Genomic DNA, 26,469 nt, shown 5'->3' on the forward strand with positions numbered 1-26,469 from the left:
GCAACAAGCTGCAGCCCATTTCGACTGTCCACTCCGAGCAGTCCTTCGCCCACGGTGGCCCCTCGCACGGTCAAGCTGATCGTGTCGAGACCGGTGTCCGCGGCAGCCCGCACGGTGTCAGGCCCCGCCCCTAAGCCCGACGCAGGCGTCCTGGACGGCACGGCGGAGGATGCGCGACAGATCGGCGACCGAGTAGGGCTTGCGCAGCAGGTCGAAGCCGTGCGTGCCCTCGGCGGCGAGCACGTCGCTGTAGCCGGAGGTCAGCACGACCGGGATGTCCGGCCGGCGCCGGCGTATCTCGCCCGCGAGCTCGACGCCGTTCATGCCTGGCATCACCACGTCCGAAAACACCACCTCGAATTGCGAGGAGTCGCGCTCGATCTCGGCGAGTGCCTGATGCGCATCCTTGGCCCAGACGGTGACGTAGCCGAGCTCGCGCAAGGCCTGCTCGGCGAAGGCGCCGACATCGAGGTTGTCCTCGACGACGAGGACCCGGGTCCCGTGCCCTTCGGCCAGCGCCTCCGGCTCCTCCACCGGCCCGGCGGCGCGTGACGGGCCGACCCGCGGGAGATAGAGGGTGAAGGTCGTGCCCTCGCCGAGCGCGCTCTCGACGGTGATTTCGCCGCCGGATTGCTTGGCGAACCCGAACACCTGGCTCAGCCCCAGTCCCGTGCCCTGGCCCACGGTCTTGGTGGTGAAGAACGGCTCGAAGATGCGCTCCAGGTTCTCGCGGGCGATGCCCGCACCGGTGTCCGAGATCGTGACCGCGACGAAGTCGCCGCGCCGCGGCGGATGCGCCCGGACAGCGGGGATACGGGATGCACGGCGGAGCCCGATGCGCAGGCGGCCCTCGCCGTCCATCGCGTCCCTGGCATTCACCACGAGGTTTACCAACGCCGTGTCGAACTGGCTCGGGTCCGCGTTGACGTGAAGGTCGTCCTGTTCCCCGTCGGGCATGCCGAACTCGACCCGGATGCGTGATCCGGTGAGCGTGCCGACCATGTCGGCGAGCGCCGCCACGGCGCGGTCGGCCGCGAAGGTCTCCGGCCGCAGGGCCTGTCGGCGGGCGAAGGCGAGGAGCTGACCGGTGAGCTTGGCGGCCCGGTCGACCGTGTCGGAGATCGCGCCGACATAGCGGAGCCGGCGCTCCTCGGCGAGGCCGGGCCGCTTCAGCAGGTCGGTCGAGGACTTGATGACCGTGAGCAGGTTGTTGAAGTCATGGGCCACGCCCCCGGTCAGTTGCCCCACGGCCTCGAGCTTCTGCGATTGGCGCAGCTGCTCCTCGAGCGCCCGCCGTTCCGTGACGTTGCGACCGGCGGCGTAGAAGTGGTCCCCCCGGGGAATAGCGTTCCAGGAGATCCAGCGATGACCGCCGTCTCTGGCGCGGACGCGCACGTCGACGTCGTGCAGCGCCAGCCCGCCCGTGACCCGCTCGAAGGCCGCAGCCGCCTCCGCCCGGTCGTCGGGATGGACGAAGGCGTCGAAGCGGGCGCCGACGACGTCGGTCTCCTCCCACCCCAGCATCTCGGTCCAGGCGGCGTTCGCCTTGCGGAAGAAGCCGTCGCGTCCGCAGACCACGAAGAGGTCGCGGCTGGCTCGCCAGACCATGTCGCGCTCGTTGGCCTGCTCCTGGGCGGTGGCCTCCAAGTGGTTTTCAAAGCGGCGCCGGTCGGTGATGTCGTTGAACAGGATGGCGACCCGGTGCTGCTCGGGGTCGCCCACCCTCAGGGCGTGCACGTCGTACCAGCGTCCCATCGCAATGGACCCGCTCTCGAACCTCACCGGCTGGCCGGTCCGCGCGACCGCGCCGTAGGTGTCGAACCAGGAGCGTTCGAGCCGGGGCACGAGCTCGCTCGCCCAGCGTCCAGCCGCATCGTGCAGGCCCGTCTGCGCCGCGAAGGCGGGGTTTACCTCGACGAAGCGGTAATCGACCGCGCGGTCGTCCGCGTCGAAGCGCATCTCGATGACGCAGAAGCCGCTGTCGACGGCGTCGAACAACGCCCGGTACCGGGCTTCGCTCTCGGCGAGTACGCCCTCCGTGGTCCGGAATCGGGTGACGTCGAGCTGGCTGGCGAAGAAGTAGCGGAGTTGTCCCTCAGCGTCGAAGACGGGGCTCACGTAGAGCTCGTTGCGGAAGGGTGTGCCGTCGCGGTGGTAGTTCAAGATCTCGACCACGACGTCGCGCCGGGCCACGATGGCGTCACGGACCTTTGCCACGTCGGCGGGGTCCGTGTCCGGGCCCTGGAGGAAACGGCAGTTCCGCCCGATCACCTCGGCAGCGTCGTAGCCGCACAGGTTCTGGAAGGCCCGGTTGGCGAAGACGATGGGATTGTCTGGCTGGTTGGGGTCGGTGATGATCTGCGGCATGCGAGTCTTCTCCGCCGCCGTGAATAGCAGGTCGGTCGATGCCGCCGAGGTTCGCTGCCCACGGTCCGGCCGGCGCAGGCCGTCACCCAGTTGGGCTTCAAGCCTCGCGACGCGGTCCTCGAGTTCGCGCTCGCGCCGCCGCAGCCTCTCGATCTCTGGGTCCATGGCCCCTCCCTTGGCGTGAGTACCTTCCGCACCGGCGCGGGACAACGGTCCGGGTCGGATAACGCGACAGCGGCGTCCGGGTGGCGAGGCGTAGAGTGCGACGTTCGACGGCGTCGTCCGTTGGCGTTTGCCCTAACCCGGGGGCGCCTGAGGGAAGGACGGCATGCAATCGGATACGCCATGGCCGGGAGGCGACCCGCCGCCGAACCGGCCCGCCAGTCGAGGCCCTAGCACCCCAGCCTCCTGGCCCGATCAATCGGCGCTAGGCCCCGGACGTCGACGTCACAGCCCTGTACCCTTGACCGGGCGCAAGGCCACCACGTTCGCGGCCTCGGGCATCTCCGCTCCGGCGGGTCCGAGCACCTCGGCGACCTTTCTGGCGAGTTGCTCGCGCTTGAACGGCTTGGAGATGAGATGCACCCCGTCGTCGACCCGGCCATGATGAATGATGGAGTTCTCGGTGTAGCCGGACATGAACACGATCCGGACCTCGGGCCGCAGGGCCTGTACCCTCTCGGCGAGTTCGCGACCCCGCACCTTGCCAGGCAGGATCACGTCGGTGAGCAGCAAATCGATGGTCGCGACGTTGGCGGCAAAGACCCTCAGCCCTTCCTCGCCGTCGCCGGCTTCCAGGACGCGGTAGCCGAGATCGGCCAGGATCGCGCAGGCGATTTCGCGAACCGCCGCCTCGTCCTCCACGACCAGGATCGTTCCCGATCCGCGTGGCAGATCGACCGGACTGCCGGACCGCTGGCCCGTCGCCGCCGCGGCCCCGACCGCACGCGGCAGGTAGAGCTTCACCGTCGTGCCCTCGCCGGGCTCGGAATAGATTTTCACGTGTCCGCCGGACTGCTTGACGAACCCGAACACCATGGCGAGGCCGAGCCCCGTGCCCTTGCCGTCGGGCTTGGTCGTGAAGAACGGCTCGAACACCCGCTTGACGATGTCGGGGGTCATGCCATGGCCGGTGTCGGAGACCGCCACCATGGCGTAGTCGCCGGGCACGGTTTCGGCGTGCCGGCGGACATAATCGTCGTCGAGGACCTTGTTGCCGAGCTCGATGGTGAGGCGGCCGCCGCCCGGCATCGCGTCGCGGGCGTTGAGCGCGAGGTTCAGGACCGCGCTCTCCAACTGCGCCGCGTCGGCCATCGCGGGCCACAGCCCGACGGTCTCGACGTAACGGACATCGATGGTCTCGCCGAGGGTCCGCCGCAGCAAGGGTATCAGGTCCGGCATCGTCGCGGCGAGGTCGATGGCCGACGGCGCGAGCGGCTGCTTGCGGGCGAAGGCGAGGAGCTGGCCGGTGAGCGTCGCCCCGCGCTGGGCAGCCCAGGATGCCCGCTCTATCCGCGTCTGGAGCCTGGCGTCGCCGTCGAGTTTCGCCCGGATGAATTCCAGGTTTCCGAGGATGACCTGAAGCAAGTTGTTGAAATCGTGCGCGATGCCGCCGGTGAGCTGGCCGATGGCCTGCATCTTCTGAGCCTCGCGCAGCACGCCCTCGGCCTGGGCGCGCTTGGTCATGTCCGAGATGGTCAGCACGAAGCCGCCGTCGGGCATCGGCGTCCGGCGGATCTCCAGGTGGTGCCCCTCCGCGTTCTCCCGCTCGTAGGTGACGGCCTCGCGGGGATTCCGGCTGCCGTGTCGGACCTGGTCCTCGGTCTCCAGAGCGGGACGCCCGGGTTCGCCGGTGTGCTCGACGAAGGCGCCGTAGGTCGTGCCCCGTCGGACCATCGCCTTCGGCAGGTCGAGTAGCACTTGGAAGCACTCGTTCCAGTTCGCGAGCTTGCGGTCGGGCCCGAACACCGCGACGCCCTGGCTGAGGCTGTCGAGGGTGGTGCGCAGGCGCAGGGCCACAGCCCGCTGTTCGGTCTCGGTCCTGTAGGAACGCGACCACGCCTGGTTCAGGAGGCGGGCCGCCCAGAGCAGGGTGAGGACCGCCAGCACGGAACCGGCGATGACCATCCAGCGCACCCAGGTCGCACGGGCGTCGTTCTGCACGAGGCGCTCGTCGAGGAGCCGCTGCTCGTCGGCGAGCATGGTCGCAAGAATGGTTTCGGCCTCGCGCATGTGGTTGCGGCCGGCGTCGCCGTTGATGATGCGCAGCGCCGCCTCCAGGCCACCGTCGCGGCGCGCCTGAAGCGTCTGGGCGAGTTCCTCCAGCTTGTGCTGGATGGCCGGGGCCAGCGCCCGGATGCGCTCCTGCTGCGCGGGGTTGTCGGCGGTCAGCTTCTGGAGCTCGCCCTGGAGAAGGCCGAGGCGGTCGCGCGCGACGTCGTAGGGGCCGAGGTACTCGGCCCTGCCGGTGAGGACGTAGCCGCGCTGGCCGCGCTCGGCGTCGCGCAAGGCGATGGCGAGGTCCTTGGTGGTGTCGAGCACCTGATAGCTGTGCCGCGACCAGGTGCGAGCGTCGCGCGAGGCGTTCAGCCGCTCCCAGGTCGCCGCACCGACCAGGGCGAGGATGGCGATCAGCACGCCGAGGACGAGGACGTTAGCGCGCCTGACGAGGTACTGGGTCATGGTATCCTAGTTGCGGCCGCAGCTTACTATTTGGTTCACGTCAGCGAGCGCGGTGCCATATTGGTCGCTAGTGAGACCTTGAGGCAATGCCCACTCGTGCGTCCAAGGTCAGCCCATGCGCCGCGATGCGGGCCTTTTACGGGCGCCGCGAACCGGGATCGTGGGACGCATCCCTCCGCGGACGCACTGAGTTTCCTGCTCTCAGCCGGCCCAGCGGGCATACCGGCCCTCGTTCCACGGTTCGAAATAACGCCCGAACGAGACCCGGACGTCCATCTACGCCTTGAGCATGACCGGTGTGGTGGGTTCATCGTTGCAGCGCGGCGCCGCGGATATCAGGGCCCGTGGCCCGGCAGACTCTCTGACGGCGTCAGGGGGAACCCCGCTCTACGAGAAGCTCGGCTATTTCCTTTATGATGCGGTCCGAGAACTCCTCGGCGCAGAAGCGGTCGAGCTGGATCTCGACCTTGGCGAGCTAAGCCTGGACGCGGACGTCCTCGGCCTAATCGGCTTTGGACCGGGCGTCCAGCGCGTCGTTCCCGGCATAAGGATCTTGTAGCCTCCCGTCCCGACCACTCCGTGCAGAGGCAGCTTGCGGTCGGATAGCGGATATTCAAGTAATTGTAGCTGAAGGTCCGCTAATGGCGCACTGCAGACGTCCCCGGTCACTCGCCGCGCGAGGGACTGGCGCCCCGCCCTGGTCCGGGCGTACTCGCAGAGCTGCGAGTCGGGTTGGACGCTTACCGTCACCTTGATCACGCCGAGCTTCAACAACTGCTTCGTCGTCACGCTCTCGGTGTTGTGGCGTAGGCCCTGTTCGCTCACCACGTCCTTTAGGCAGCCTACGATGGGACGTTACTGGCAGGCGCACTGAACGCGGCACGGGTGCCTCGAACCGCGTGCTGCTCACGCGGCTTGGCAGGGGGCCTTCAACGCAGACGACTGAGCCGACGCGGCCAGTTGCAGGCGCTCCAGCTCGTGGGCAACTGCAACCTCGACGTAGCGGTCGTCAGCCAAGGCACCAGCGCCGGGCCTACGGGCTATCGTTGACCGTCACCGCGTTGAGGCGGCCAGAGAGCCCCGGGGTGCGTGACCTCGGCCCTACAGCTCGGACTCGGCCACACCCATCAGGATGCTCTGGACTTTGGCATCGAGATTTTCTCCAGTCACCCTCTCTGGCACCGTGCCAATCGCAGCGAGCGCCATCGTCAGCGACATCGGATCCAGGAACGCACGCGCCTCCCGCACCGCGGCGGCCAGCAGCAGGCTGGCCATCATCAGCGCATCCACCCGTTGCAGCGTGCCGTCGGCCAGCCAGCCTCTCAGGTCAGCGCGCGCCGCTACGGTGGCCCGAGTGGGCCGTCCGAACGCCCCCGGTCCTTCAGGGGGGTGAGTCTTGCGGGTGCGCCGGGCAGGAACGCTGGTGCAAGGTGCCTTGCTGGTCGCAGGGTTAGCGATCTGCTGGCGCTTGCGGGCGATGCGCCTGGGTGCCTTGGTCATGCGGGTCTCCTAACAAATACGGCGGGTGGATACGGTCGACGGTCGTCCGACCGCCGCCAGGGGCGGCGAGACCACCGTCGTGACTCCTAATGAAGTGCCGAACGGGCGAGGTACGCGCTTATGTCAGCGTTGTCCTCGTCCGAAAGGAAGTCGTGGAAGTGCAGCGCGCCCTCGTTCTCGCTATACATCCCGATCTGCTTGGCCGCTTTGCTCCATGCGTTGAGGATGTCCCGCCCAATCCAGTCTTCGAAGGTTTCGGGCCCCACGCTCGCGTTCTCGGCTCGATTGAGGTGGTGGCTGAACGCGTCGCACAACTTCTCCTGGGCCGGAGTCGTCGGCTTAGCAACCCGTGCAATCATGGTGGACGCCAGCCGAGATGCGCCTGCCGTAGTGGCCGCACTGTCTGCAACACCGCCATTGACCAGGGGCCTCGGGTGCGTCCCGCCCGGCCGGTTGTTGAAAGCGCGCAGCAGGATATAGGCGTGTCTTAGGGGATGCTTCGTAGGCAGCGGCAGGATCTCGACCTTTTTTGACGGTTTGAGAAAGGGCAACGGGTGCTTCTGGACCTTCTGCAGCTCGAACATCGTGAGCACGTCGTAGAAGAGCATTGTTCGCTCGAGGGTATGCGCGATACCGCCGACCGCACCGCTGGCCATTCTCCAAGTTAGTTTGCTCTCAGTAGTCGAGAGCACGTAGGTGCTGTGCTTTTCGGAAAAATACCACTGACCGCGGAGTTTGCAGAAGTGCGCGATGTTAAGCAGATCTTGTATTTGCCCCGTGAATTGCGCCGAGAACATGCTAGCCTCCGTATCAAAGTTAAAACGCTGACGGATCCCGATTGCGCCGGATCAATAACACTTTACCCAAGAGGCGCCACAGGATGAGCGCTCTTATTTTGATTTTACCGAATAGCCTATCACGCTAGTGATCGAAGCTACCGGTGGCACGACCCTGTGTTCGTCAAGCGCCCGAACCAGCGGCGCACTGTCTAAATCGCGAGGCTTCGAGCGTTAGGCAGCGTATTCTGCAGCACCTATAGGATCGCGTTCAGCACCGCGTAACACCCAGCGCCAGGACGGCTTATCCGGAAGATGGTGGGCAATTGCGATGACAGTACCGTTTGCTCGGTGTCGATCAGGTAAGTTGCGTGTGGCAGAGTTTAGCGCTGGCGAATAAGATCCCCAACGTCCGACGTCTGAAAATCATGCTACCTTCAAGGCCACACGATGAAACACGGCTTTGAGGTAGCGGAACAAACTACGAACTCCACAGGGGAACGTGCGCGAATTTTCGATACGAAAAAGCTGGGAGGGGGCAGCCCCCTCCCAGCCCCTGCTCACTCTGCCCCGCGGGCTCGCGGATATCCGATGCACATACGGCAGTTAGGCGTTCACGATCCGCGCGCGAAGACTGCAGTGAAGCGACGCTGTAGTGGGCCGGGCCGCCCCTGAAAGCAGACCGTACCAGTGCTCGAACACCAGTTCATGATCTCGCCAGAGGATGAACGGAATTGATGGCAGCCTGCCGATTCAAGCGGGCGCCACTCTCCGAATATGCCGCAATCTCTGACAATTTTTTCCAGCCGCTTGTAAGAACCCGCATATTTTTGCTTCATCGCATTGCCCTCACTACCGACAACGTCGTCAGCGAGAGGTATTTACCGAATAGAACTTCGGCACGAACTCAGAAGCCGAGACGCGCTTACCACGTCAAAGCAGATGCAAGCGCCTGCTTCAGAATTGGTCGGGCCTCACCTCCGGCCAGCGTAAGATCCGGCAGTGTCAAGTTGCGCATCTCTTTATAGAGACGAACGGAATTGATTCCGTTTATGACGCGTTTTTGTTGAGCGAGAGAACCTGTTTCGCGCCGCCAAACCTGATATTGCTTGTAAGGTGTTTTGCCAGTGTACCAAATGATTTGGCGAAGATCCGGCGGTCGGATCTGCCGCCAATCTACTGCAGTGGCATAAGGCAGGTAAGCACTCATCGTCGGACGAACATTCATCGCCCACTCGTCGAGTTCGCGCGCTGACGTATTCCAGACAATGACATGAGCGTGCCAGAGGATGAAACGCGGAACGTGCTCAACCCTCTGCGCAGAGACGTAGAAGGCAGGGTCGAGCATCCCGAGGTAGTCTAGGCCCCGCAGCGCGCTACGGTAGCGGCGGCGAACGCTATCAATCGTGAGCGCGGGACGCCAGCCCCGCTCGCTGCCGGTAGGATAGGCGATTTGCTCCTCGTCGATCAGGGTGACGAAGAAAACGGGAATGCGCGGCTCCCAGTTGGGAGCACGGGCACCGACGTGACGGCACAAACCCGCGCCCAGCGAGCGCATCCAATACTCACGGGCGTAGGGGTTCTGTGTGCCAAGCTTGCCAGCCTGGCGGCGGCCAAGGCGACGTACTTCGCGTTCGGGCCGGTCGTAGACCTGCTGATGGTAGCCCCGCAGTCCCTCTATGAGGCGGGCGGCTTGGGCGTGCTCGCGCACGGAAAAGCGAGCAAATGCTGAGCGTTGCATCATGATGAACACCATACCGACATAGACATATCAGTACTTTACCAAGCATCAACAATGCTCACTTTCATCGTATTAGTCGTATATACAAGCGTTCGCACACCGCGTTCAAAATACTCGCCTTTGAAAATGCGGAGGACCGGACGGCATAGCCGTCCGGTCCCACCCATCGTTTAATCAGATGCCGTAGATTGGCGGTACTATTCGCTTTCGTCGTCAGAGGCTTCGCCGGGGAGAACCTCGTACTCCACAAGGCTCCAGGACATCGGACTGGTCGGGCCACGCTTGCCCCAGCAGATTTTCACAAGGCGAATCTCACCATCCTCCGGTTCGCCCTCAAAGTCGTCCCATTCCTTCTTCCACAGATTGATTTGGAGCTGGACAGTGTGGGGACCATCGTTTGCGACTCGCGCGCTGCCCGCTTCGCGGCGCTCCTTCGGCTTGCCAGCCGCCTTGGAAGTCGCCTTGTTCTTGGTAGCGCCGAGCGCCTCATCCTGCGATGACCGCGTTGAGGTCGTCTTCACCTTCTTCTGACGGGCGCGCTCCTCCTTTGCCTTTTGGTAGGCGTTCTCGAAACCATTCTCGGCCTTGATAAACTCAGCGCACTCTTCCGGACTCACCTCCTCTTTAACAAGGAACTTGATAAGGGTCACAGTCTTGGACAGCGTGCTGGGCAGGATGTCACTGCCAGAACAGCCCAGCTTGACCACGCAGCGGGCGACATACGACCGGAAGTTCTCTTCCGTGAGCGACAAGAGCTTGTTGTCGCCCTCAAAGCACTTTGCCTGCCGCCACTCGCAGAAGAGATCGTAATCGTCGCGCCCGGCGTACACCATAGCCAGCAGTCCGGCGGTCCGGCCTCGGAGAGCAGCATGGTAACCCCGCTCACCATGGCGGATCTCTTGCTTAAGATCGCGCATGTAGCGGCGCGGATCGCGCCGCCCGCTGTCGAAATCGTTCACGTCAAAACCGTTCGACATGTTTGCGTCCTGCGTATTAGAGGGATTTTCGATACGAAATTCATTGAGTTCGATCGTCGCGGCGGAGTGCCTCGTCGCCACTCCGCCGCGGCAATGGGGACTACTCGACACCCTCCGCGAGCAAGCGCCGGATATCCTCAACACGGTAGACGCGGATACGCGGGCCGAGGCTGACCGGCAGCGGGAAGCGGCTGCCACGGTGGGCGAACCAAGTCGAGCGGGAGACGGGGATCAGGTCCAAGACGGTACCGAGGCGCACGAAGCCGATCTTGGGCAAGCCATCTGCGTCAATCGCTACCTCACCCAAGTTTTTAACATTGTTTTTCTCAGTCATCTGATAATCTCCGTGACGGGGCGCCGGCCGGCAAAGAGAGATTTACTACACACCGATCCGCACGCGGAACTCGTCAGAAAATTTTGAGGATACTTATGTTGCTGCGAATTTGCCGGGTCGCCTCGGATTCAGCCCCGTCGGACGGACGAGTGATGCGGCGGGCCGGCTTGTCAGCGTCAAAGGGGAAGGGCCTGTACATACGTGAAGGCCGTTCGCCAGATCCCGGCTAGGCGCCCAGTCGCCGTTTTGTGTTGGGGCGACCGCCGCACTGCTGACTGTCGCAGCCGTGACTGGTATGTGCGTGTGGCGGGTACCCAACGCAGAATTCTACGCATCTGCCGCGCGCGCCGTTCACCGTTCCGAAACCGCGATATTTTCGATCTACTACCGACCGACGGGGCGTAGATGCCAGCGGCCCCTCAAAACTCAGCTGCTGCGGATTGAAGCGATGGATATATGAAGCGGACCCACAGAAATCGCAGACCCAGCTCAGAAGATATGCAATATAAAAATATAATATTTGTGATTTTTAGTAAATAAAGCATGTTTTTTAGCTACACTAGGATGGAGATGAATATCTATTTATCAGATCAATATTCTGTTTTATTTGTTTTTCTTGAAGATCCGCACGCGCGTTTTTATAACCATCGGCAATGATTTCAGGAGAAAACGAAAATACCTTGGGTAATTCGAACGGTACAGGGGCAACGCTGAAAATATCAGCTCCATAGTCGTACGGTTTCTGCTCTGGGTGGCATTGGTCTAGGATTCCCTCCACCACGAAGCGCGCCCGCCCGCACCATTCTAGCATCAGATCGCGATGCTTTGTGTACGTGGATCGGCAGGCAACGATCTCGTGCAGCAGCGTTCGGCCGGGCTCCGTTGGCAGAGAGGCTGCAGCATAGGCATAGGCATAGGCGATGGACGCCCGCGAGGCATTCCATGATTTGACAATGTTTGTTTCAGCCCGTAGCTTGTATTGCGCAGGCAATTTTCCATCTTTTTCGGGCTTGATGGCAGGGCCAGCTTTGACTTTTACTCGTAGCTCCTCCACGAATAATCGGCTACTCGGTGCGCCGAATGCGGTTTTGACCAACGCCGCTCCGGCATCCTTACTTGGAATGTGGTAAGTTTTTTTATCGGGCAGATGCGTAAGATGATAATGGTGTAGAGCTACTAAATGCACCGCTTCCAACATCTCGGTGGCGTGTGACAGCAGGGTGCGCTTAAACGTTGGGCGTGACATCGCTCGCAGAATGCGGGGAGCGCCTCCGATAGGATAGAAGACCTCATCGTTGAAGCGTCGATCGGTTCCAAGCGTTAACCCGACCACATCACCGACCAGCCTATTGAATCCGCTGGCCTTCTCGCGCCAGGGAGCTTCGGCCGCTTCAATAGCTCTGGCTACGCTGTAGACCATTGCGTCCTCGCGTAGCTTGCGAAAGCCGGGGCAGATTACCCAAGCGCAGAAGCCGGCGTGTAAGATTGCTTTGTGTCGATGGAAATGGCTGGGGCCAGAGTCGAGAAGATAACTTGCGATCGCTCGTGGATCGAAATTCTCCCAGGCATAATCAATGAACGGGCGCAGGGGGGTCGCCTGCTCCGTCGCTTTCCAATTCGCGCACAGGCGCCGGCGACGCGGAGTTTCGGCTTTCTGTGCCTCTCGGCACGGCCCACCATCCGTCACTGAAGTTCGCTCCCGAGGTCACCGCCGGATATATGCGCGTGTTACGATACAGACGTGTTGCGTACGACGCTACCGGATGTGGGTTCGCTCATAACATGCGCAGTCCACTGCTCCATCAGCTCGCGTCGGCGCTCCAGCAAGTCGCTGCGTGCGTAGGCAGCCTCCGTCCGATTCTCAACCGCGTGCGCTAGCGCCATCTCGGCGACCTCCCGCGGCAAGCTGGTGCGCTCCCCAGCCCAATCGCGGAACGAAGAACGGAAACCGTGAGCGGTGATGCTGAGGTTCATCCTCCGCAACAACATCAGGAACACCATGTTCGACAGCGGCCTTTCCCCCGAGCGACCGGGGAACACGAAGCTACTGCCCGCGGCGAGTTCTCGCGCTCGCGTAAGAAGCGTCAGGCTTCGCTCGCTGAGCGGCACTCGGTGCTCGCGCTTGGCCTTCATGCGCACTGCGGGCACGGTCCACAGCCGCTCCGTCACACTGATTTCGTCCCAGCGCGCGCCGAGCACCTCGCTCGTGCGCGCGGCGGTCAGCACTAGAAACTCGAAGGCAAGCCGGCTGCCTTCGCTCGCGTCCGACTCTCGCAGTCGGACGATGAAAAGTGGGACTTGGGCATATGGCAGGGCCGCGTGGTGCTCGTCACGGCCCCCTGCTTCGGCAGGCCTTTAGCGACGCCCTCGATCGGGTTTTCACCACTGCGATGACCGGCGGCCTTGGCCCAGTCGAGCACCGTGCCGATACGCTGGCGCACCCGCCGTGCGGTCTCCGGTTTGGTCAGCCAGATCGGCGCGAGCACTCGCAAAACGTCGGGAGTATCGATCTGATCGACGCGGCGCTCCCCAAGATGAGGGCAGGCATATTGCTGCAGGGTATTACGCCATTGCTGAGCGTGCTTCGCGTTGGCCCATGAGGCCTTGTGTTCGCCATGGACGCGGTCGACGGCTTCGGCAAAGGTCGGGACGACGTCTTGCGCTTTGCGGCGCTCAGCCAGCGGGTCGCCACCCTCCCGGGCCGTCTTGCGGTAGGCGAGTGCTCGCTCACGAGCTTCAGCAAGCGTTACGAGACCAGCCCCACCCAAGCCGATATCGCGGCGGCGACCTTGTACAACAAGCCTGAGAAGCCAACGTTTGGCGCCGCTAGGATCAACGACGAGATAGAGACCATTCCCGTCAGCATATCGGCCAGGCTGTCTGAGCTGCCGCACCTGCATGGCGGTGAGTGCTCTATCAGGATGCCTGCCCCTACCTTTCATGGATCCTCCGCCGAACTCAGCTACCCCACATTCCATACCACATATCGGCTCGGATGTAGCCAGATTTTGCAGGCTCCTTCCGGACTATCACTTTCTCTTAAATCACTGATGTGAAACACGATCTACATGATTTTGGACACTGCCGGACGTCGAATGGGCGGTCGCCCCTTCCGCCAGCGACTTCAAGAGCTGAGCCCAACGCCTCCAGCGCGAGCCCTGGTGCCTCGGCCAATTGGCGCCCGGCCTCGCCATCCCCGTGACGACGCCCGGTCACGGGACGCGTGGATCGCATCGGGAAGGCCGCCCGGCGGCCGAGGATGGCGCGAAGGGCGGCAGGATGCTGGGGCAGGCCCGTCACGCAGCATCCCGCCGCCGAACCCTGCCCGGGAACGCAGCAGAGACCCGCTCAACCGAGCGCCACCCCACTCACGACGCCGCCCGCAGCCGAGCGAAGCCCGCCTCCAGGTCCCGCGTCAGGTCGTCGAGATCCTCCAGCCCGACCTGGAACCGCAGGCCCGGCCCGCCCGGCGCCCAGGGGGTGGCGGTGCGGTAGGGCGCGCAGTCGAATGGGATCACCAGGCTCTCGAAGCCGCCCCAGGAGAATCCCATCCCGAACAGCTCCAGCCCGTCGAGCATCGCCGCCACGGCGGCCTCGGGGCAGGGCTGGAGGATGATCGAGAACAGGCCCGAGGATCCCAGGAAGTCGCGCGACCAGATCGCGTGGCCGGGATCCTCCGGCAGGGCCGGGTGGAGCACCCGGGCGACCTCCGGCCGGCCCTGGAACCAGCGGGCGAGTCTGAGCGCCTGCTCGCCGTGCTCGCGCAGGCGCAAGGGCAGAGTGCGCAGGCCGCGCAGGGCCAGGAAGACGTCCTCGGCACCGGCGCACATCGAGAACAGGTCGAAGGTCCGCCGCAGGGCCGGCCAGTATCGCGCATTGGCCGAGGTGAGGCCGAGCAGCAGGTCCGAGCCGCCCGACAGGTACTTGGTGCCGGCCTCGATGGCGATGTCGACCCCGCGCTCGTGCGGCGGGAACAGCAGCGGCGTCGCCCAGGTGTTGTCCATCAGCACGCAGGCGCCCCGCGCATGCGCGGCCTCGGCGATGGCCGGGATGTCCTGCATCTCGAAGCTCTGCGAGCCCGGCGCCTCGGTGAGCACCGCCGCCGTGTTCTCGCGCATCAGCGCGGCGATGCCGGCGCCGATCGTCGGCTCGTAATAGGTGGTCTCGACACCGAAGCGCTTGAGGAAACCGTCGCAGAAGGCCCGGGTCGGCCGATAGGCGGAATCGGTCACCAGCAGGTGATCGCCGGCCTTGAGGCAGGACAGGAGCCCGACCGTGACGGCGGCGAGGCCCGAGGGCGTCAGCACCGTGCCGGCGGCCCCGGCGAGTTCGGTCCAGGCGGTCTCGAGGGCGCGGATCGTCGGCGTGCCGGCGGTGCCGTAGGTGTACTCCGCCCGCCGGTTCTGGAGTGCGTCGTAGCTCGGAAAGAGCACGGTCGAGCCGCGATAGATCGGGGTGTTGACGAAGCCGTGCTGCTGCGACGGGTCGCGGCCGGCATGGACCAGGCGGGTGCGGGTGCCGAGGCGGCTCTTGTCGCGGGGCGGGGTGATGCTCATCGGGCCTCTGGCGTGGCGGGATCGGGCGGTCCGGAAACGGGCCGGGAAACCTGAGTGGAGCACATCCCGGGCCGCCGCCCGCCGTCAAGCCTCGACCGTGATGTAGGACGCTAGATCAGATGGCAGAACCGGGAATTTCCGGGATTGGCCGGGTCCTGGCGGGATAAGCGCATCATTCCGAAGGCTTTTCCCGCTTTGTGACGCTCGGCTTTGGCCAAGACCCCGCGCTGGATCAGATGGCAGGACGAGGCTCGCTTGGGTGCGGCCGCGCAGCATCACATGTCACGCCCTCGTGGAACCAGCGGCCCAGAAAAATAGGCCAGCGGCTACGACAACGGACAGCAGGATGCATCCAACGGCGGGCCTTGAGGTCCAAACCCGCACGCCGGAAGCGTCACGACTAATGCCGGCAACGAGCAGCCACGCCATCGCCATGTTCAATGTCAACGCTACTGCGATTGCGGCTGTGACGGATCGGTCGAGCAAAAACCAGCCCACCAATCCGTAAAACGCCAGCAGATTAATCAGCGCGACGAAGCAGCAAAATCTCTCAAAGGGGCTGTTTTTCATCGAGCTTGATCCTAGGAATGGTCGTTCTGTCGGTGGATCGCCTCAGATATAGCGCAGGAAGCCGCCTACGCGACCAACGATGCGGACGTGGCCGCGCTCCGCAGCAGGCACGACGGCGTCTTCGTAGTGACCACCCTTGTTGTCGCTGATGATCTTCAGGCCACCATCGAGTTGGGGGCGAATGCGCTTGATCAGAACGGCATCACCATAGGCCAAGGCATAGATCTCCTCGTCGCGAACACGGTTTTGCGATGTGTCGACGATCACAAGGTCTTTATCCAGTAGCGTCGGCGCCATCGAATGGCCGCTAAGGCGCAGGACGTGCGCGTAGTGAGGGTTGATGCCCACCTCCCGCAAGTAGCGTCTACTAACGGACAGATAGTCCTCGATTTCCTCCCGTGTTGGGATCAGGCCATGACCCGCCGATCCGTCAATGGTGAGCCGCGGCAGGGCGATAGCATCCTCGCTGCCCTCGTCCGGCACAGTCCCTTGCATTAGCTGCTGCCCCATATGTTCTCTTTCCGTTCTCATAACGGATAGAACATTGGCTGGTTTCACGTCAGGGTGGCGCACGCCTTTCGCGAGCCAATCCACAGTTTCCCCTGCGGCCTCGCACAAGCGGAGCAGCGCGAAAAAATCGGGCCTGCTTCGACCCAGCCTCCACGAGGTGAGCTGGTCAATCGAGCCGCCCGTTAGGTCGGCAGCGGCCTGCCCACCACCAACCTGATTAATCACGGCCTCCAGCCGATCTCTGAAGCCGCTGGTGAAACCGGGAACCGGCTTCCCGGTTTCCTTTATCGGCCTTGCCATACCTTAAGCCATTGATCTTTAAGCCAGAACTTCTGTAATTCCGCAAAAATACGGATATGGAAGTGGGAACGCGATTTCCCGCTTTCAAAACCGCAAAATCGCGGATACGATCGTTCTACCAACTGTTGCAACGCGACCCGAGAGGCCGGCCTGCCAGCCGGCGGTTCCCAGGAGCCAGAATGTGACCCAGCCTGCGAAAACGCAGCCCGATCGGTGGACCCCCGACCTCATCCGAGACGAGGTTAGGCGCCGTCACCTCTCGCTCCGGGGGATTGCGCTCGCCGCCGGCCTCCACGAGGCGTCCTGTCGCCAGGCCCTTCATGGGATCAACCGGAAGGGCGCCGATGCGCTCGCGGAAGCGCTCAACATCCCCTTCGACAAGCTCTTCCCCGATGGGTTCGTTCAGAGCCGGCGCCAAGCTAGCGTGAAGCGGCTGGCAGAGTCCCGGCAAAAGCGCGCTGCCCCTGCTGACAAGATTGCAGCCCAGGCCTGAGCGCTCCGGCAGCCTTAACCACGATCGCTGACGGCCAAGCCTCGCGACGTTCACAGCCCCCCACCACAGCAGGATCACCCTGTGATGAACGTGCGTACCGTCGACCTTGCATCGGTAGACGTCGGAGGACGCTTGCGCGCCCTCGACCCGGCTTGGGTCAAACTCCTTGCCGAGGAGATCCAGGCGGACGGGCAAGTCCAGCCCATCCGCGTCGTCGAGCGCGGTGCCCGCTTCCAGCTCATCGACGGCGCCCGGCGCGTGGCGGCGTGTCTTCAGCTCGGGCATACCGGCATCGAGGCCGCGATCGAGCCGGAGGCGGCCCTCGCCAACGACGCCTTCGTGCGGCTCGGCGAGATCAAGGGCAACTTCCTACGCGCCGAGCTGACGATGCTCGAGCGGGCCTATTACGTGGCCGCTTGGCGGGCGGTGTACGAGGGCGTCAACGGCGTCATCAAGCGGGGCCCCAAGCCCAGGACGGGAATTCCATTCCAGCGGAATGAAATTCCCGAGGCCGGCAACGACGACGTTGCCGACGCCTTCGTGCTCAGCCTGTCGGAGGCCGCCCAGAAGGCGCTTCAGATCTCGCAGCCGACGATGTCGCGCTACCTGCGGATTGCGTCGATCCCGACGGCGCAGGGGCACCGCTTGGTCGGTCACCAGGCTGCAAATAGCCGCGCCGAATTGCTCGTCCTGGCCGAGCAAACGGCAGCTCGTCAGGTCTCCATCATCGACATGCTCACGGCCGCCGAGCCGCGGGCAGCCACGGTGGCGGAGGCGATCATCGCACTCGACGGCACGCCGGCTGCGGCGCGCCTCTCGCCTTCGGAGAAGATCCACCAGACCTTCTCCCGGCTCCGGCCGCAGGATCAGGAACGCTTCTTCGACCTCAACGCCGAGGCGATCGAGCGGTGGTCGGCGGCGCGCGGCGCCAGTCGTCGGGCTTCCGGGCGGGGAGCGGCGTGATGCGCCCGTCCCTGCGCGAGCGCAACCTTAGAGCGCTGGAACGCCAGTGCGAGGCCTTCAACCTCCTGCACCTGGTCGGCGACACGATCCACGTCTGGTCCGGGCCCCGTGAGGGCAAGTCGGTGGCCGTGAGGATCAAGTACCCTGCCCAGGTTCTCAGCGGTCACACGCCGGTGGTCTACGTCACCGGCGCCCGCACCGGGTCGATCGCCCTCTCGCACGTACGGGAGGCCTGATCGATGGCCCCGCTCCGCGACCTCCACGCCCGCGATCTCTCAGCCTACGAGCCCGAGCCGGTCACCGTCGGCTACGGCGAGGACGTGGCGGGTCGCGGAGATCTGGGCAATCAGATCGTGCGCCTCGTCAGCCGCGCTCTGCGCGACGCCAGCATTGCCGACATCCCCCGAGCTGAGGTTGCCCGGCGGATGGCCGAATACCTCGGGCGTGAGGTCAGGGTGGCCACGCTCGACAAATGGGCGAGCGCGGCAGCGGTCGAGCATCGCATCCCCTTCGACGCCTACGTCGCCCTCGTCCACGCAACAGGTCGGCACGACCTTCTCGGCTTCCCGGCGAGCCTCTTCGGCTATGCCGTGGTGCCCGCCAGCTACATCGACATGATCGAGCTACAGCAGCTCGAAGAGCATGCGCGCGAAGTTGCCGCTCGCAAGGCCGCCCTGGAAGCTAAGATCGCGGGACGCCGGTGATGAAGGAGTGGTTGACCGCCCAAGAACTGGCGGACGAAAAGCTCCCGCATCTGCCGACGACCAAACGCGGCATCAACGATCTCGCCGAGCGCGAGGGCTGGAACCTCGATCCGTACCGTGCTCGCCGCCGCGCCGGCCGCGGCGGCGGCATGGAGTACAGCATCGGCCTGCTGCCTTCGCTCGCGCAGGTCGTCTATCGCCAGCGGACCATTCCCGTCGGGCCGGTGCCGGAGCCGGCCAAAGTGCAGCCTCTCGCTGCACTTTCGGGCCGCGCTGCCCTGGAGCGCGATGCCCGCCTGGCAATCCTGCGCGCCTACGACCTCTTCGCTCGCGGCCAGCGCCTGAACGCGCAGGGCTGCGAGCAACTGTTCGTCGCGAAGTACCAGGCCGGCACCTTCGCGATCGAGGCGTGGGTGCGCGAGCTGGTGCCGTCCTTCTCCCGCCGGACGCTCGCCCGCTGGCGCGCCGAGGCGGCCAGGGACCGCGACGGACTGGCCTTCGATCGCGGTGCCGCCCGCAAGGGCACCGGTGTCCTCGATACCGCCAATGACGGCAAGGTGCGTGCCTGGATCCTCGGGCTGATCGCCCACCAGCCGCACCTCTCGGCAGCGCATGTCCGCACCCTCTGCCGGGACGAGTTCGGCGACACCATCACGGTAAAGGACAAGGCGGTGCCAATGCCGCCGCTGCGGACCTTCCAGGCGGCTTTGAAGGCCCTGAAAGAGGCCGAGAAGGTGGTGCTGACGAAGCTCACCGATCCGGACCGCTTCCGCTCGCACATGCAGCTATCGGGCTCCGGATCGCTCCGGCACATCGGCGAGCCGAACCAGCTCTGGCAGATCGACGCTTCGCCGGTCGACGCGCTCTGCACCGACGGGCGCCATTCCATCTACGTCTGTGTCGACATCGCGACCCGCCGCGGCGTGTTTTACATGTCGCGCACGCCTAGAGCCGAGGCGGTGGGGCTGCTCCTACGCAAGGCCATCACGGCCTGGGGCGTCCCGTCCGAGATCAAGACCGACAACGGCAGCGATTTCGTCGCCAAAAGCACCCAGCGCTTGCTGGCCTCGCTCGGCATTACTGCGATCACGTCCGACGCCTTCTCGCCGGAGCAGAAGGGTCACGTCGAGCGGCTGATCAAGACATTCCAGCATGACGCGACAACGCTACTCCCGGGCTTCGTCGGGCACACCGTGGCCGACCGGAAGGCGATCGAGGGCCGGAAGTCCTTCGCCCAGCGCCTCGGCCAGGACGACGCCGCGACATTCGCAGTGCAGCTCACCGCAGCCGAGATGCAAGCCCACGTCGATGCCTGGGCCGAGCTGCACTACGAGCATCGAGCCCATAAGGGTCTCAAGGGGGCAACTCCGGCCGAGGTCGCGGCGAATGCTTCGCACACCGTGCGCCGGGTCGACGTGCGCGCCCTCGACCTCCTGCTGGCGCCGGCCGCGCGGGGCGACGGCACCCGCGTGATGACGAAGACAGGCGTCCACGTCGAGAACCACGCCTACCATTGCGGTGCGATCCTGCCCGGCACCCGCGTGTTCGTCCGGCGCGATCCCCTCGACCTGGGGCGCCTCTACCTGTTCGAGCCCGACGGCGAGACCTTCCTTGGCGAGGCGGTCAACGCTCAGCTCTCCGGCCTGCCGGCGGCGGCCCTGGTCGCAGCAGAGCGCGAGATCCGCGCCGAGGTGCTGGCAGAGCGCACGAAGCAGGTCGAGAAGATCCGCCGCGAGCTGCGCAAGGGACCGAACCTTGCCCAGCGGGCTCGCAAGGTCTGGGAACGCGACAAGGACGCGCGCGAGGCCGAGAGGGCCGACGTGGTGCCGTTCCCGCGGCCCGAGGTTGAGCACACCACCCTGCACATCGCCGCCGCCCGCGACGCTGCGGTCCAGCGCGGGCGCGGGCCGGTGGCGAAGCCCCTCTCGGAGGCCGCCGCTGCGACCCATGCCCGCCTGCGGGAGCAGGCGCGCCAAGCGCCCAACGTCACGCCGCTGCGCCAGCAGGAGACCTCGCGCCAGCGCTTCGCCCGGATGCTCGCGGTGGAGTTGCGGCACGAGGCCGGCGAGGCCGTGGAGCCCGACGAGCTGATCAGCCTCGGGCGCTACCAGGGCACCCCAGAATACGTGGCTCTGCGCAAGATCCACGACCGCGAACAGAAGAAGACCCCGAACAGCGGGGCGTGAATAAAAAAAAGGCCCCGGACTTGATCCAGGGCCATCGACAGGAAGTTCAGTGAGGCGTCAATGAACATGCATTCGACGCCGGTCAAGGGCGGGTCAACCGCTATCCTTAAGAATGTATCAGCGATGATGACGCTGATCGAGACGGTTCGGCAGCGTCCGGAGCAGTCGGCGGGCTTCGGCCTGTTCTACGGCCGTTCGGGCTACGGCAAGACGGTCGCCAGCACCTACGCTCAGAACGAGGAAAACTGCCTCTACATCGAGGTTCGCGAGTTCTGGACGCGGCGGGATTTCTGCGTCGCCTTCCTGGAGGAGCTGGGCCAGCGCCCGCGCGGCACGATCTCGGCGATGATGCGCGAGATCATCGGCCTCCTCGGCATGGATTACGGCCGCGCCGTCATCATCGACGAGGCGGACAAGCTCATCGACAAGCGGATGATCGAGCTGGCCCGCGACCTCCAGGAAATGACCCGGGCGCCGGTCATCCTCGTCGGCGAAGAGCAGCTGAAGAGCAAGCTCCAAGCCTATGAGCGCTGCGACGGCCGCGTGCTGGAGCGTGTCGAGGCGCTGCCCTGCGATGCAGAGGATGCCGGCGAGCTGGCCGGCATGATCGCGCCAGGTATCGACCTCGATTACGAGTTGTTGGACTACATCGTCGCCGAGGCGAAGGGCTCGACCCGCCGCGTGGCGAACGCCCTCTACAAGGTCTCGAACCTCGCCCGGAGCCGTAACCTTAACCGGGTGTTGGTGGCGGATTACGCCCAGGGAGGCGTCTGATGCCGCGCAACCTCCGCTTCGAGGTGCCGCCGGGCGGCGTCGTCCTGCGCGGCCAGGACCATTACTGGTCGGTGATCCTCTCTCTGCATCGGCGAGGCGAGGTCTGGACCACCGGAGAGATCGCAGATCGATGCGCCGCGCCGGTCAACCGTGGCGACATCTGTGATTTCGTCGGTCGCTTGGTCGCGGGCGGGTTCGCGGCAGCGGACGAGAGCGGGGAGGGGCGCTACCGGCTGCTGCGCACCCAGCTCGCCACCCCATGCCTGCGCCGAGACGGCACGCCGGGAGAGCAGGGGCGCGTCCGCACAGCGATGTGGAACGTCCTGCGGGGGCCGCTGGGACGCCAGGGCGTGACCGCCCAGGATCTCGCCTTCTACGCCTCGACCGAGAGCCTGACGGTCAAGCACCTCACGGCGCGGACCTACATCACCCACCTGTCCCGCGCGGGCCTGCTGCGGTGTATCCGCCCGCGGAAGCCCGGCGTGCCTGCCCTTTGGCGCGCTCGCGCGGGGCTTGGCCCGCTGCCGCCGGTGATCCTGCGCGGCGAGATCGTGTTCGACCAGAACACGGGCCAGGCCGTCGGGCCCGTTGAGGCGAGCGAGGTGCAGTCGTGAACGGCCGCCCTCGCACCGACTTCCTCGCCCGGGTGCGCGAGAGCTGGTCTGATCCGCCCGATTGGGTGGTCGCATTGGCGGAAGCCTGCACGAACAAGACACAGGGCGAGGTGGCCCGCCTGATCGGCTACTCGCCCTCCGCCGTCAGTGCCACGCTCGCCAACAAATATACCGGCGACGTCGCCGAGATCGCCGAGCGCACCCGCGGCGCCTTCCTCGGCCAGCACGTCATCTGCCCGCGCAAGGGTCGGATGCGCCGCGACGTCTGCATGGCGTGGCAGGCCAAGCCCTTCGCCCAGACCTCATCCGACCGCGTGGCGATGTTCCACGCCTGCCGCTCCGGCTGCCCCCACTCCCGACTGAAAGGGGAATGACCATGGACCTCGTCAACCCCGTGCCCGCGCTCGAAGGGCTTCTGGCCCTGTTCGAGGACGGGGCTGCAAAGGGCGGCACATTCGTCGATCAGGTGGCGTGCATGACCGCCATGGACGGCATTGCCGACACCATCCTGGCGTTCGCGGAGCTGGGTGCCCGCATGGAGGCCGCCGGCCTCCTGGAGCATCACGCGATCCCCCTGCCGGAGCCCGACGCTCCGGCAGGGCCACTGACCCCGGTTGAGCGCCGCCAGCTCGCCCGCCTCGCCGTCCGGCTCGATCTGGAGGGGCGCGTGGTGCGCCTGCCGACGGCGCTCGCTCTTGGGGTGGCGCGATGAGCGACCAACCCCTCACCACCCGGCACCTTTCCATCCGACACATCGCCGTGATCGTCGCCGAGGATTACGGCTCGTCGCTGGCGGAGATGCGGGGCGCGCGCCGCAGGAACGAAGACGTCAAGCCGCGTCAAGTCGCGATGTACTTGGCGCACCGCCTGATCGGACCGGGTCTCTCTGCAATCGGGCGGTATTTCAACCGGGACCACACGACGGTGCTGCACGCGGTCCGTGCCGTAACCGAGGACGCCGAACGGGATCACGTCCTGGCGTGCCGCCTGCTGGACCTCGAAGAGCGCATCAACATTGCCGAGACCCGCGCCATCGCGGGCCTCCGTGAAGTCGCGGACGCGCCTGTGACCGCACCCGTGACCGTGTCTGCGCCTCTCGTGCTGACGCGGGACGATCCGGGGACGCTCCGCGTGATCGATGCCGTCCGCAGCTACCTCGCGAGCCGGTCGGCGCTCGCGCTCGCGCGGCACACCAAGCTGGAGGCCGGAGCCCGCCGCCGGGCGGACGACGACTTCGACGCCCTTGCCAGCATCTACCGCGAATACGCCGACGCCCGGGGGCAGCGATGACCGCCCTCTCGCAGCTCGCCCCGCTTCCCCAGCAGCCCCCGAGGTCCCCGATGTTGATGGTCGACGCCATCACCCTGTCCGTCCTCGACCTGTCGGCCACCAGGCCGGTCCGGGTCGCTGCCGTCGACCCGAACGGTGGCGGCGACATCATCGGCATGGTCATCAAGGAGCTGTCTGAGACGCACGTACTCCTGGAGGCCGACGACGGCCCGTTGTTCATGGTGGAGAAGACATCGCTCCGCATCCTCTCGATCGACGAGGTGCTGTGATGGCCGTCGTCTATTGCTCTCGCGGCGGCGTCATCGGGATCGGCCGCCGCGCCCCGCGCGGCACCCTGGCCCTGATCTCGGGCCCGGGTCGGCCTCTGCGCTCCATCGTCGAGGTGGTGGCGCGGCACGCCTACACGGGCGGTGACCTGCTCGTCCCGGGCATCCCGGAGGCGACGAGCGATGTGGAGGCGCTGGAGGCGGCGGGCTCGTTCCGCGACCAGGTCGCCCGCCGCCTCGCCGATCGCGTCGGCGCCACTGCGACGGGAGGGCTGCCGCTGTGATCGTCGCCTACGCTTTCCTGGAGTGGGCCGCTGCCGGGACGGCCGTCTGGTTTGCCGTCGAAGCCTCTGGCACGGGCTCGACCCTCTCCATCCTGACCGTGGCCGTCAGCGCGATCGTCGCCGGCCTCGCCCGTCAGCTCGCGTTCCAGGCCATGCGAGCCCGGGACATGGATGCGCTCTACGACCGCCTCCGGCTGGCAGTGCCGCGGGGAGGTGCGCGATGAGCCCCGTCACCCTGTCACCCGTCGAACGGCGAGTGCTCCAGCACATCCGCCGGGACATCCTGACCCACGGGCGGGCACCGACCTACGACGAGCTGACCGCGGTCGCAGGTACCAAGGGCAGCGCTCACCGGGTCGTGCGCCAGCTGGCGCGCAAGGGGCTCGTGGTGCGCGAGCCGCAGCGGAACCGAGGGCTTCGGCTCCCGGCCGGCGCCGACACCTACACCATCCACCTCGAGCCGGAGGCCGATGCGCAACTCTTGGCCCTCGCCGCCGCCCGCGACGAGGTCCCGGAGGTCATCATCGCCCGGGCGCTCGCCGAATACCTTGGGAGAGCCGCATGACCGCCCGTCGCGCCGCCACGGCCGAGCGGCCGATCCAGGCCCACCAGCGCCGGACCATCCACGCGATCCGCAGGGCCACCAGCCTCGACGATGCGAGCTACCGCGGGTTGCTCGCCGGTGTCGGTGTCGCCTCGTCGAGTGACCTGACCGAGCCGCAGGCGAACGCCGTCATCGCTCGTTTAAGGGGGCTTCAAACGTCCTCGAATGACCGGGCCGAAGGGAAATTCGCCCCCAAATTGCAGGCTCTCTGGATCGCCGGCTGGAACCTCGGCGTCATCCGCAACCGGTCCGACGCCGCGCTCCACGCCTGGATGGATGATCGGTTCGGCGCCCGCGGCATCACCCACACCCGGTTCCTGATCGACCTGGGCCAAGCCGAGATGGTGATCGAGGCTTTGAAGGGGTGGCTGGAGCGCGCTGCCGGCGTCGACTGGCCGACCGGAAAAGCCTCTGCCGGGCTGCCGCAGCTCCGCGCGGTGCTGGTAGCGCAGTGGCGGCGCGCCGTGGCCCTCAACGGGATTTCGGTGCTCGACGGCTTCCCGGTTCGTGACGACGGCCTGCGGGAATACGCGGGCGAGCTGCTGCACCGAGACCGCTCCAGGTTGGCGTCGATCACCGATCGCGACCTGACCATGGCCGACCTCATCCGGGTTTCGAATGCCCTCGGCGTCGTCATCCGGGCCGCGCAGGCGGCGGGAGGCGACGATGAATGAGGCGCGGCTTCGGGATCGGATCGAGGAGCTGGAGGAGGAGGTTCGGCAGCTCCGCCAGCAGCTCGTGCCAGTCATTGCCCTGCCGAAGGCGTGGGGGCTGACCACGTTCGAGGCGCGGCTCCTCCTGGCGATCCGATCGGCGTCTCCGAACCTGGTCTCCCGAGATCGGGCCATGGTCGCCCTCTACGGCCTCAATGACGCCCCGGAGTACAATGTCGTTGACACGCTCCTCAGCCGCATGCGTCAGCGGCTCGCGGCGATCGGCCTGTCTGACGTTATCGAGAACCGCCGGGGCCTCGGTTGGTGCATGTCCCGGGAAGGCGCCCGAGCCTTCGACGATGCCCTCTCGCAGCGCGAGGTGGCGTGATGGTCGCCTATAACTTCCAAGGCCGCTTCGTCCCGGCGATCCGGGCCGGCAACAAGCGTCAGACCATCCGGGCGGAGCGCACCGGCCGCGTCCGCCATGCACGCCCGGGCGAGGCGGTGCAGCTCTACCAGGGCATGCGGACGAAGAAATGCCGCCTGATCGCGGCGCCGCTGTGCGAGGCGGTATGGCCCGTCCAGATCGACCTGGACGCGGGGATCGTGATCCTGCCCCAGGTCAAGCACGTCCTCCCGGCCGACCTCGACGCCTTTGCCTGGAGCGACGGGTTCTGCGACTGGGCCGCCATGACGATGTTCTGGCGCAGCCGGCACCCGGGCGTGCTGCTGTTCTCCGGCGTGCTGATCCGGTGGGAGCCGATCGCCGCGGAGGACCTGGCGCCCGAGGGCGCTCGCCGGGGGGGGCAAATGGACCTCTTCCCTGAACGGGCCGGACTGGCTCCCTGATGTCCAGATCCGTCAGCAAGCTCCGCTTGCCTCCGATCCTGCGCTCGATCGCCGACGCTGCCGGCCTCGCGGCGGCGCTCAAGCTCGCGCAGGCGAAGGGCGGCACGCGCATCTACGTGCCCCACCGGGTGACCGAGGGCCACTGGCTGGCCGAGCTGGTCGGCCTCGCGGCGGCGCAGGAGATCGCCCGGCTCTACGCGGGCGAGAACATCGACATCCCACTGGGCCTCACAGGCTCGGCGCAGAATGCCCGCCGAGCCGTGCGCGAGGCCCTGGACGCGGGCGCCAGCGTCGCGCAGGCTGCGCGCGCCGCCGGGGTCACCGAGCGCACGGTGTACAACCTGCGCAGCCGCGAAGGCTGCCGCGCCCCTAACCCGGATCAGGGTAGCCTCTTCGACGAGTAGCCGCTCCCACTGAACTCCTTCAGCGGATCCTGTTGGCGCGCGCGCGCGCAGTGTCGCTCTCGAATTCCGGGA

Annotated in this window: 30 protein-coding genes and 1 pseudogene; 19 read left to right on the plus strand and 12 right to left on the minus strand. The window is 65.8% G+C overall.

Annotation, left to right across the window (positions count from 1 at the left end; genetic code table 11):
* Positions 1–117: 117 nt before the first annotated feature.
* Entirely contained in the window at positions 118–2,532 is a 2,415-nt protein-coding gene (locus HBB12_RS06335) for a hybrid sensor histidine kinase/response regulator (protein WP_272913249.1), read from the minus strand.
* A 282-nt stretch (positions 2,533–2,814) separates the two neighbouring features.
* Positions 2,815–5,049: a CHASE3 domain-containing protein gene (locus HBB12_RS06345; protein ID WP_135414713.1), complete on the minus strand. Its 2,235-nt coding sequence runs from the start codon at positions 5,047–5,049 to the stop codon at positions 2,815–2,817.
* 283 nt (positions 5,050–5,332) lie between these two features.
* Here HBB12_RS06345 and HBB12_RS06350 point away from each other — a divergent pair, with 283 nt between their 5' ends.
* Positions 5,333–5,608, plus strand: a complete 276-nt coding sequence (locus HBB12_RS06350; RefSeq protein ID WP_167858511.1) for a hypothetical protein — start codon at positions 5,333–5,335, stop codon at positions 5,606–5,608.
* A 542-nt stretch (positions 5,609–6,150) separates the two neighbouring features.
* Here HBB12_RS06350 and HBB12_RS06355 read toward each other — a convergent pair.
* The 10 genes and pseudogenes from HBB12_RS06355 to HBB12_RS06400 form a co-directional block, all read right to left on the minus strand.
* Entirely contained in the window at positions 6,151–6,549 is a 399-nt protein-coding gene (locus HBB12_RS06355; protein WP_236988564.1) for a hypothetical protein, read from the minus strand.
* A gap of 86 nt (positions 6,550–6,635) precedes the next feature.
* The gene (locus tag HBB12_RS06360) at positions 6,636–7,346 is read right to left on the minus strand and encodes a hypothetical protein (RefSeq protein WP_236988565.1); all 711 of its coding nucleotides are present in this window, start codon (positions 7,344–7,346) and stop codon (positions 6,636–6,638) included.
* 904 nt (positions 7,347–8,250) lie between these two features.
* Positions 8,251–9,081 carry a hypothetical protein gene (locus HBB12_RS06365; RefSeq protein ID WP_236988566.1) on the minus strand — a complete coding sequence of 277 codons (831 nt, stop codon included), beginning with the start codon at positions 9,079–9,081 and terminating at the stop codon, positions 8,251–8,253.
* A gap of 182 nt (positions 9,082–9,263) precedes the next feature.
* Complete coding sequence (locus HBB12_RS06370) at positions 9,264–10,043, minus strand: hypothetical protein (RefSeq protein ID WP_236988567.1); 780 nt, start codon at positions 10,041–10,043, stop codon at positions 9,264–9,266.
* Positions 10,044–10,143: 100 nt separating this feature from the next.
* Positions 10,144–10,377, minus strand: a complete 234-nt coding sequence (locus HBB12_RS06375; protein WP_236988568.1) for a helix-turn-helix transcriptional regulator — start codon at positions 10,375–10,377, stop codon at positions 10,144–10,146.
* A 559-nt stretch (positions 10,378–10,936) separates the two neighbouring features.
* The gene (locus HBB12_RS06380) at positions 10,937–12,064 is read right to left on the minus strand and encodes a hypothetical protein (RefSeq protein WP_236988569.1); all 1,128 of its coding nucleotides are present in this window, start codon (positions 12,062–12,064) and stop codon (positions 10,937–10,939) included.
* Between the two features lie 41 nt (positions 12,065–12,105).
* Positions 12,106–13,319 (minus strand): annotated as a pseudogene (locus HBB12_RS06385) (tyrosine-type recombinase/integrase).
* A 426-nt stretch (positions 13,320–13,745) separates the two neighbouring features.
* Entirely contained in the window at positions 13,746–14,933 is a 1,188-nt protein-coding gene (gene metC, locus HBB12_RS06390; protein ID WP_236988570.1) for a cystathionine beta-lyase, read from the minus strand.
* 282 nt (positions 14,934–15,215) lie between these two features.
* Entirely contained in the window at positions 15,216–15,503 is a 288-nt protein-coding gene (locus tag HBB12_RS06395) for a hypothetical protein (protein WP_236988571.1), read from the minus strand.
* Positions 15,504–15,545: 42 nt separating this feature from the next.
* On the minus strand, positions 15,546–16,313 hold the full coding sequence (locus HBB12_RS06400; RefSeq protein WP_236988572.1) for a S24 family peptidase: 768 nt from the start codon (positions 16,311–16,313) through the stop codon (positions 15,546–15,548).
* Positions 16,314–16,494: 181 nt separating this feature from the next.
* Here HBB12_RS06400 and HBB12_RS34450 point away from each other — a divergent pair, with 181 nt between their 5' ends.
* From HBB12_RS34450 to HBB12_RS06485, 18 genes are all read left to right on the plus strand, one after another.
* Positions 16,495–16,806: a helix-turn-helix domain-containing protein gene (locus tag HBB12_RS34450; protein WP_442919233.1), complete on the plus strand. Its 312-nt coding sequence runs from the start codon at positions 16,495–16,497 to the stop codon at positions 16,804–16,806.
* Between the two features lie 84 nt (positions 16,807–16,890).
* Positions 16,891–17,769: a ParB N-terminal domain-containing protein gene (locus HBB12_RS06405; protein WP_488656592.1), complete on the plus strand. Its 879-nt coding sequence runs from the start codon at positions 16,891–16,893 to the stop codon at positions 17,767–17,769.
* Positions 17,769–18,005 carry a hypothetical protein gene (locus HBB12_RS06410; protein WP_236988574.1) on the plus strand — a complete coding sequence of 79 codons (237 nt, stop codon included), beginning with the start codon at positions 17,769–17,771 and terminating at the stop codon, positions 18,003–18,005. Before HBB12_RS06405 ends, HBB12_RS06410 begins: the two co-directional genes overlap by 1 nt.
* Positions 18,006–18,008: 3 nt before the next feature.
* Positions 18,009–18,473 carry a hypothetical protein gene (locus HBB12_RS06415; protein ID WP_236988575.1) on the plus strand — a complete coding sequence of 155 codons (465 nt, stop codon included), beginning with the start codon at positions 18,009–18,011 and terminating at the stop codon, positions 18,471–18,473.
* On the plus strand, positions 18,473–20,659 hold the full coding sequence (locus HBB12_RS06420; protein ID WP_236988576.1) for a TnsB C-terminal domain-containing protein: 2,187 nt from the start codon (positions 18,473–18,475) through the stop codon (positions 20,657–20,659). Before HBB12_RS06415 ends, HBB12_RS06420 begins: the two co-directional genes overlap by 1 nt.
* Positions 20,660–20,725: 66 nt before the next feature.
* Entirely contained in the window at positions 20,726–21,433 is a 708-nt protein-coding gene (locus tag HBB12_RS06425; protein ID WP_236988577.1) for an AAA family ATPase, read from the plus strand.
* Positions 21,433–22,047 carry a hypothetical protein gene (locus HBB12_RS06430; protein ID WP_236988578.1) on the plus strand — a complete coding sequence of 205 codons (615 nt, stop codon included), beginning with the start codon at positions 21,433–21,435 and terminating at the stop codon, positions 22,045–22,047. The genes HBB12_RS06425 and HBB12_RS06430 overlap by 1 nt, the downstream gene beginning before the upstream one ends.
* A complete protein-coding gene (locus HBB12_RS06435) occupies positions 22,044–22,421 on the plus strand; it encodes a transcriptional regulator (protein ID WP_236988579.1) in 378 nt (125 codons plus the stop codon). The genes HBB12_RS06430 and HBB12_RS06435 overlap by 4 nt, the downstream gene beginning before the upstream one ends.
* Positions 22,422–22,423: 2 nt before the next feature.
* Complete coding sequence (locus HBB12_RS06440; RefSeq protein ID WP_236988580.1) at positions 22,424–22,759, plus strand: hypothetical protein; 336 nt, start codon at positions 22,424–22,426, stop codon at positions 22,757–22,759.
* Positions 22,756–23,337: a helix-turn-helix domain-containing protein gene (locus tag HBB12_RS06445; protein WP_236988581.1), complete on the plus strand. Its 582-nt coding sequence runs from the start codon at positions 22,756–22,758 to the stop codon at positions 23,335–23,337. The genes HBB12_RS06440 and HBB12_RS06445 overlap by 4 nt, the downstream gene beginning before the upstream one ends.
* A gap of 56 nt (positions 23,338–23,393) precedes the next feature.
* The gene (locus HBB12_RS06450; protein ID WP_236988582.1) at positions 23,394–23,606 is read left to right on the plus strand and encodes a hypothetical protein; all 213 of its coding nucleotides are present in this window, start codon (positions 23,394–23,396) and stop codon (positions 23,604–23,606) included.
* Positions 23,606–23,887, plus strand: a complete 282-nt coding sequence (locus tag HBB12_RS06455) for a host nuclease inhibitor protein (RefSeq protein WP_236988583.1) — start codon at positions 23,606–23,608, stop codon at positions 23,885–23,887. The genes HBB12_RS06450 and HBB12_RS06455 overlap by 1 nt, the downstream gene beginning before the upstream one ends.
* Positions 23,884–24,111 carry a hypothetical protein gene (locus HBB12_RS06460; protein ID WP_236988584.1) on the plus strand — a complete coding sequence of 76 codons (228 nt, stop codon included), beginning with the start codon at positions 23,884–23,886 and terminating at the stop codon, positions 24,109–24,111. The genes HBB12_RS06455 and HBB12_RS06460 overlap by 4 nt, the downstream gene beginning before the upstream one ends.
* Positions 24,108–24,452, plus strand: coding sequence for a LexA family protein (locus HBB12_RS06465; RefSeq protein WP_236988585.1), 345 nt, complete (start codon positions 24,108–24,110; stop codon positions 24,450–24,452). The genes HBB12_RS06460 and HBB12_RS06465 overlap by 4 nt, the downstream gene beginning before the upstream one ends.
* On the plus strand, positions 24,449–25,165 hold the full coding sequence (locus tag HBB12_RS06470; protein WP_236988586.1) for a regulatory protein GemA: 717 nt from the start codon (positions 24,449–24,451) through the stop codon (positions 25,163–25,165). The genes HBB12_RS06465 and HBB12_RS06470 overlap by 4 nt, the downstream gene beginning before the upstream one ends.
* Entirely contained in the window at positions 25,158–25,532 is a 375-nt protein-coding gene (locus tag HBB12_RS06475; protein ID WP_236988587.1) for a helix-turn-helix domain-containing protein, read from the plus strand. The genes HBB12_RS06470 and HBB12_RS06475 overlap by 8 nt, the downstream gene beginning before the upstream one ends.
* Positions 25,532–25,993: an ASCH domain-containing protein gene (locus HBB12_RS06480; RefSeq protein WP_236988588.1), complete on the plus strand. Its 462-nt coding sequence runs from the start codon at positions 25,532–25,534 to the stop codon at positions 25,991–25,993. The genes HBB12_RS06475 and HBB12_RS06480 overlap by 1 nt, the downstream gene beginning before the upstream one ends.
* On the plus strand, positions 25,993–26,397 hold the full coding sequence (locus tag HBB12_RS06485) for a transposase (RefSeq protein WP_236988589.1): 405 nt from the start codon (positions 25,993–25,995) through the stop codon (positions 26,395–26,397). Before HBB12_RS06480 ends, HBB12_RS06485 begins: the two co-directional genes overlap by 1 nt.
* Positions 26,398–26,469 lie beyond the last annotated feature (72 nt).

Origin of the sequence: Methylobacterium sp. SyP6R, from assembly GCF_019216885.1 — a bacterium.
GTDB lineage: Bacteria > Pseudomonadota > Alphaproteobacteria > Rhizobiales > Beijerinckiaceae > Methylobacterium.